The organism is Xanthovirga aplysinae, assembly GCF_009711365.1.
In the GTDB taxonomy this organism is placed as follows: Bacteria; Bacteroidota; Bacteroidia; order Cytophagales; family Cyclobacteriaceae; genus Xanthovirga; species Xanthovirga aplysinae.
Window position 1 is genome coordinate 1 of sequence record NZ_SMMB01000995.1, and the last position, 6356, is coordinate 6356.

7 protein-coding genes are annotated in these 6356 nt (G+C 36.0%); 3 read left to right on the forward strand and 4 right to left on the reverse strand.

The features are described from left to right. The 3 genes from E1171_RS09880 to E1171_RS09890 form a co-directional block, all read left to right on the forward strand. The coding region (locus tag E1171_RS09880) for a peptide MFS transporter (RefSeq protein ID WP_222931461.1) at positions 1-1634 on the forward strand (1634 nt) is incomplete at its 5' end. A 248-nt stretch (positions 1635-1882) separates the two neighbouring features. Beyond that, positions 1883-2431, forward strand: a complete 549-nt coding sequence (locus tag E1171_RS09885; RefSeq protein WP_155205840.1) for a SiaB family protein kinase — start codon at positions 1883-1885, stop codon at positions 2429-2431. Positions 2432-2443: 12 nt separating this feature from the next. Beyond that, a complete protein-coding gene (locus tag E1171_RS09890) occupies positions 2444-2830 on the forward strand; it encodes a DUF1987 domain-containing protein (RefSeq protein WP_155205841.1) in 387 nt (128 codons plus the stop codon). A gap of 208 nt (positions 2831-3038) precedes the next feature. On the opposite strand, the gene groL is transcribed toward E1171_RS09890, so the two are convergent. The 4 genes from groL to E1171_RS23790 all read right to left on the reverse strand — a co-directional run. Continuing rightward, positions 3039-4673 (reverse strand): chaperonin GroEL, encoded by a 1635-nt coding sequence (gene groL / locus E1171_RS09895; protein ID WP_155205842.1) that lies wholly within the window; start codon positions 4671-4673, stop codon positions 3039-3041. A gap of 67 nt (positions 4674-4740) precedes the next feature. Beyond that, positions 4741-5019, reverse strand: a complete 279-nt coding sequence (locus E1171_RS09900) for a co-chaperone GroES (protein WP_155205843.1) — start codon at positions 5017-5019, stop codon at positions 4741-4743. A 409-nt stretch (positions 5020-5428) separates the two neighbouring features. Then, the gene (gene secG, locus E1171_RS09905) at positions 5429-5797 is read right to left on the reverse strand and encodes a preprotein translocase subunit SecG (RefSeq protein WP_155205844.1); all 369 of its coding nucleotides are present in this window, start codon (positions 5795-5797) and stop codon (positions 5429-5431) included. A gap of 7 nt (positions 5798-5804) precedes the next feature. Continuing rightward, a partial coding sequence (locus tag E1171_RS23790) for a tetratricopeptide repeat protein (RefSeq protein ID WP_281347207.1) occupies positions 5805-6356 on the reverse strand: 552 nt, incomplete at its 5' end.

Here is a 6356-nt window from a genome sequence, read left to right on the forward strand (position 1 = left end):
TGAGGGCTTTGTTGGTCCTTTTTTTAACGGCTTCGGTTACTTCCGGAAACGCTGGTTATGGCTGGTCCAGTGAGGACGCATTGGGCCTTTATGGTTGGTATACCATGTTAGTTTATGTGGCATCAATTCCAGGAGGTATTTTTGCTGATAAATTATTAGGGCAAAAGAAAGCAGTAATGTTGGGAGGCCTCTTGTTATGTGCGGGCCATGGAGTTTTAGCTGTTAATGCACTATGGGCTTTTTATACAGGACTTGGGTTAATTATTGCAGGAGTGGGTTTTCTAAAACCTAATATTTCTACCATGGTTGGTGGTCTTTATAAGCAAGGGGATGAACGCCGTGATTTGGGTTTTTATATTTTTTATATCGGTATCAACCTCGGTGCCTTCGCTGCTGGATTAGTTATCGGGCCATTGGGAGAGAATGTTAACTGGCATTATGGGTTTGGGCTTGCAGGTATTGGAATGTTTATTGGGCAGATCTTTTATATGTGGGGACAGAAATACCTAAAAGGGGTAGGTGAGGCCCCTGAAAGAACTGCTGAAATGGCAGGTCCAAGTGCCACAAATGAGCCTTCAATGATGAGTAAGCTTTTTAAAAATAAATTGGCATTATTAGTTACCCTTATTCTATTAGGTAAGGGAGTTTATCTGGCGGTTACCGGTTACTTCTTTAATATTTATTCGGAAGACCATTTGGGATATGGAATCCTGCTTGCTGTGATGAGTATTTTTATAGGATTTGGAATAGTTATTTATAGTGAATTGGTGGGAATAGAGAGAGATAGAGTGAAGGTACTTTTACTTTCTTTTTTGGTGGTTATTGTTTTTTGGGGAGCATTTGAGCAGGCTGGAGGTTTAATGAACCTTTATGCTAAAGAAAAAACCAATAGAATGATTACTCTAAGTTTACTAAATGGAATTTTTATAGGAGGAATTGGTTTATTGGCACTGTATGGAATAATTCAATTAATTAAGAAAAAATCGACAGCAATGTATTGGTTGTTTGGAGCCGTTGGACTTGGTGTTACGTTTGGGTTATTGAGGTACCTTGAAATTAAAACTGATCCTTGGGAAGTACCTGCTACCGTTTTTCAATCTGTTAACTCATTCTTTATTTTTACATTGGCGACGGCTGTAGGTGCCATTTGGTTAAAACGAAAGATGAAGGGAAGTGAGGCTTCTTCTTTATTTAAGATGGCAATAGGGGTGGTAATTATGGGGGCAGGTTTTTTCTTTATGTCTGCTGCTTATGCCCAGTATGAAAGTATTGGAAGCTCTGCCATGTATTGGTTACTTTTGGCTTATTTGTTCCATACGCTTGGTGAACTTTGCCTTTCACCTGTTTCTTTATCTTTTATTACTAAATTGGCCCCTGTAAAATATGCATCTCTTATGATGGGTATCTATTTTGCAGCAACTGGATTTGGAAACAAGTTGGCAGGAGAATTAGGTAGTCTTTCTCAATCTGCTGGAGAATTTGAGATATTTACAGGCATTGCAATTACTTGTATCATTTTTGGACTTTTAATTGTGGCCTTGCTAAAGCCATTGAAACGCTTGACTCATGGTGCGGAAGATCTACAAAAAGAAGAAAATGTGAAAGATGGGGAAAAAGAGCCTGCTTTGGCTTAGTTTTCTAATCAATTAATAAAAAAAGCATAGTCAGTTATTTGGCTATGCTTTTTTTATTAATTGATTAGTAAATATCCAGCCTTTACCGATTCTTTCTGCTTTCTATTTTGACGAAAAATTTAAGGAATATTGATTGCAGAAGATATTTGTGTATATTGATAAATAGAATTTAAGTTATTTCTTTTTAGGGTTATTCTTTTTGAATTTCGTGCGTCAAGTAGTAGTATATAATTTATTGTTTTTTTAGGATGATGGGTGTATGTGGCTATTTCCCTTCTGATATAGATGATGAGGTTCTCATTTCTTATACCGGTGGTGTATCTGACGAACTTCTTGAAAATCTTCTTTATCTAACAGAGAAAAAATTAAACCAGATTGAAGCTTCTTTGAAGGTAAAGAAAAAGGTTTTTAATATTTTAGTTGAAGTTTTTCAAAATATATATCATCATCAGTTTTATAACGAAGAGCGCTTAAAGAATGCTCTTGGAAACAATAAAGTACATCTGTTGATAAAACGAACTGAAAAGGGGTATTTGATAATTGCCGGAAACCTGGTGGATAGGTCAAGTGTAGATGCTATTCGAAGTCGAATAGATACTGTAAACAGAATGAATAGGGAGGAAATAAAGAAAGCCTATCGGGAACAATTAGGAAGTGGTTATTTGTCTAAACGGGGAGGGGCAGGTCTTGGGATGATAGACATTGTCAGGAAGGCAGGGCAAAAGATTGAGTATTCTTTTAAAGAATCGACAAATGATTTCTCCTTCTTTAGTTTTAAAGTGAATGTATCGATATAATTAACAATAGTAATGAAAAGTTTCTATTTAGAACCCACCCCAAAAACCCCAAAAATTCATTTTGACTGTACTAATGGACAATTCGAATTGAGTGGAAGGTCCATCCCTGAGAATTCAATTGAATTTTATCAACCGGTATTGGATTGGTTAGATGAATGTTTAAATTCTTCTGGAATTGCTATTCTCTTTCATGTGCAGCTTGAGTATTTTAACACTAGTTCATCTAAATGTATTGTGGAAATCTTTCGAAAATTGGAACAGATTAGTAAAGAAGGGCGGGAAGTGCATGTAAAATGGCATTACGAGGAGGAAGATGAAGATATGTTTGAGTCAGGTGAAGATTTTAAAGAAATAGTGCATTTACCTATTGAGTTGGTCATGATGAAGGAAGAATCGTAATTGGTTTTTACGAATTAAGAATTAGGAAAAGGAGCCTTAATAAATCATGTTTAGCAGCTGAATTTTTACCTTAATTTGGTTGCGTTATTTAAGTTAAAAGGACGGTGTCTAGATTTCTTACTAATAACAAAGAATAGAAATGTTTTTTATACGAAAAAAGCCCCGGTTTCCCGAGGCTTTTTTGATTTATGAAAATGGAGGATGTTGCTTACATCATTCCACCCATTCCTCCTCCCATAGGAGGCATAGCTGGAGCAGCAGGATTTTCCTCTTCCTCTTCTGCAACTACACACTCTGTAGTCAATAATAGAGAAGCGATAGAAGCTGCATTTTCCAATGCTAGACGTGTAACCTTTGTAGGGTCAATTACTCCCGCTTCAAATAGGTTTTCAAATTTATCTTCTCTGGCGTTATATCCAAAGTCACCTTTTCCGTCACGAATTTTCTGTACCACAACTGAACCTTCTCCACCTGCATTTTCAACAATAGTTCTAAGTGGTGATTCTAAAGCTACTTTTACGATATTTACACCAGTAATCTGGTCTTCGTTTTCAGTTTCAACATTTTCTAGTGCGTCGATAGCTCTAATCAAAGCTACACCACCACCAGCAACGATTCCTTCCTGTACAGCAGCTCGGGTTGCATGAAGGGCGTCATCTACTCTGTCCTTTTTCTCCTTCATTTCTACCTCAGTAGCAGCTCCAATGTACAAAATGGCAACACCACCAGAAAGTTTGGCTAATCTCTCTTGTAATTTCTCCTTGTCGTAGTCGGAGGTAGTATTTTCAATTTGAGATTTAATTTGGTTAACTCGGGCTTCGATATTTTCTTTAGAACCGGCGCCATTAACGATTGTAGTGTTGTCTTTGTCAATGTTAACTTTCTCTGCCTGTCCTAAATAATCGATAGTAGCACTTTCCAGTTTATAACCTCTTTCTTCAGAAATGACAGTACCTCCTGTTAGGATCGCAATATCCTCTAACATTGCTTTTCTTCTGTCCCCAAATCCAGGAGCTTTTACTGCAGCAATTTTTAATGAGCCTCTGATTTTGTTTACAACCAAAGTAGCTAAAGCCTCACCATCTACATCTTCAGCCACAATGACCAAAGGTTTTCCTGTTTGAGCTACTGCTTCCAACACTGGAAGAAGTTCCTTCATAGCAGAAATCTTCTTATCATAGATTAAAATGTAAGGGCTTTCCATTTCCGCCTCCATTTTTTCAGTGTTGGTAACAAAGTAAGGAGAAAGGTATCCTCTGTCAAACTGCATTCCTTCAACAATCTTCACTTCAGTTTCGGTACCTTTTGCTTCTTCCACAGTGATAACACCATCTTTCCCTACTTTTTCCATGGCATCGGCAATCATGGCTCCAATTTCTTTATCGTTGTTAGCAGAAATAGAGGCCACCTGAGCAGTTTCATTGGAGCTGGTAATGGCTTTTGATTGTTCTTTTAAATTAGATACAACCGCTTCAACAGCTTTGTCTACCCCTCTTTTTAAGTCCATAGGGTTGGCACCAGCAGCTACATTCTTAATACCGGTAGAGAAGATTGCCTGAGTAAGAACAGTAGCAGTAGTAGTACCATCACCAGCAGAGTCTGCTGTTTTTGAAGCTACTTCTTTCACTAGCTGTGCTCCCATATTTTCCACTGGCTCTTTTAGGTCAATTTCCTTTGCAACAGAAACCCCATCTTTAGTGATTGTAGGTGCACCGAATTTTTTATCAATAATGACATTTCTGCCTTTTGGCCCTAATGTTACTTTCACGGCGTTGGCTAGTTGATCAACGCCCTTCTTAAGGTTTTCTCTAGCCTCTGAATCAAATAATACTTCCTTAGCCATTTTCTTTTTATATTTTGGTTAAAACAATTAACAATCTTTTATAAATGAGAATCAGTTACCTTGCAAATTAAACAATTGCAAATATGTCAGATTCTCTCATGATCAAAAGCTCTTTTCCTTCAACGGTTACTTCCGTACCTGCATATTTTCCATAAAGCACTTGGTCACCAACTTTTACGGTTAAAGGCTCGTCTTTTTTGCCAGTTCCAACAGCAACTACTTTTCCCTTTTGTGGTTTTTCTTTAGCGGTATCTGGAATGATGATGCCTGTAGAAGTCATTTCTTCAGCCAAAGCAGGCTCAACGATTACTCTGTCAGCAAGTGGTTTGATGTTTAATTGTGACATTTTAATTAAAGTTTAAGTTTTGAAAGTTTTAAATTGATTAAGACCAATAAAAAATCTAAACAAGGCTTAGCATTTCCTGTGCCATTTGTGAATATACATAGGAATTTAACCCTTTTATGACATTTTTACTGTATTTAATTATCGTTTTCCTCAAGATAAAATTGGAATCTATGACAGTTTTGCGTTATTAAACATTTTTTGCCTATCCATTGAGGAGAAATTGGGATGAAAAAATAATGCCTAGAAATTATTTTTGTTTTCTTTTAGTTGGTTATCAGGGGATAAAGGAATAAGGTTGGTATTATTCTGTCAAAATGACATTTTAAAGGCAGGAGATCAGAATATTTAAAAAAAGCCTGAAGTTATTCTTCAGGCTTTTTTTGAATATTCTTATGAACATCTCTAGTTATTATTGATTGTTTGTAGTGTCCTCAACAGGAGCAATTATTTCATTTTGGCTACTGTCCTCAGCTGGCTGACCTAATGTAGGCATGATATTAGTTTCTCTTGCTTTTTCTACATTCGGGCTAGTAAACTGGTTAGGCGCTGATCTGTCTATGAAGAAATTCGAACTTAAAGTAAGTGCAAGTAACACGATTGCCAAAGTCCAGGTAGATTTTTCTAAAAAATCCCCTGTTTTTTTAACCCCTATTAATTGACTTGTTGAAGAACCTCCAAATTGACTTGACATCCCACCTCCTTTGGAATTTTGAGCTAAGACTACAAGTACTAACAAAAGGGCAACAACAATAATAAGGGTGATTATAAAAGAAAACATGCTTAAATTATTTTTTTAATTTCTCAATACAGCCCACAAAGTAAGCTTTTTTTTCTGGAAATTTCCAAATCAACTCATTATAAATATCAATTGCTTTTTTAATTTTACCTTGCTTGATGAATATAGAAGCCAAATTTTCAGTAATTAAATTTGAATTCAGCTTGGTGAATTTTTCTGAAAGGTCTGTTTGCCCTTGAGATAAATTAGGGTTATTACGCCGTATTTTCGGTTTATCGTTTATAAATTGATCTATGAGTTCTTGCTGAAATTTTTGTTTTTGTCCTACACTGGTAAGAGTTTCTTTTTTTTCTAGTTCTTCTAAATATCCCAACTTTTCTATACTGTTTTTAGAAAAAATATTTTCCTTATCTTTTAAATTTTCCTTTAAGTCCTGATTAGTAAGATTTGCCTCTTCTGGCAGTTTTTCTAATTGATTGAGGGTATCCTCATCATTTGGCTTATTGAAGGAGTGATTTGACTTAATTTTATTTTCTTCTAATTTTTTACAATGTATTTGCTCTACTAATGCCGAATCCTTTGTATTTTTTGTTTGGGGATG

Coding starts and splice junctions, on each gene's coding strand:
- E1171_RS09885 (WP_155205840.1), top strand. CDS start 1,883: ATGATGGGTGTATGTGGCTATTTCCCTTCTGATATAGATGATGAGGTT.
- E1171_RS09890 (WP_155205841.1), top strand. CDS start 2,444: ATGAAAAGTTTCTATTTAGAACCCACCCCAAAAACCCCAAAAATTCAT.
- groL (WP_155205842.1), bottom strand. CDS start 4,673: ATGGCTAAGGAAGTATTATTTGATTCAGAGGCTAGAGAAAACCTTAAG.
- E1171_RS09900 (WP_155205843.1), bottom strand. CDS start 5,019: ATGTCACAATTAAACATCAAACCACTTGCTGACAGAGTAATCGTTGAG.
- secG (WP_155205844.1), bottom strand. CDS start 5,797: ATGTTTTCTTTTATAATCACCCTTATTATTGTTGTTGCCCTTTTGTTA.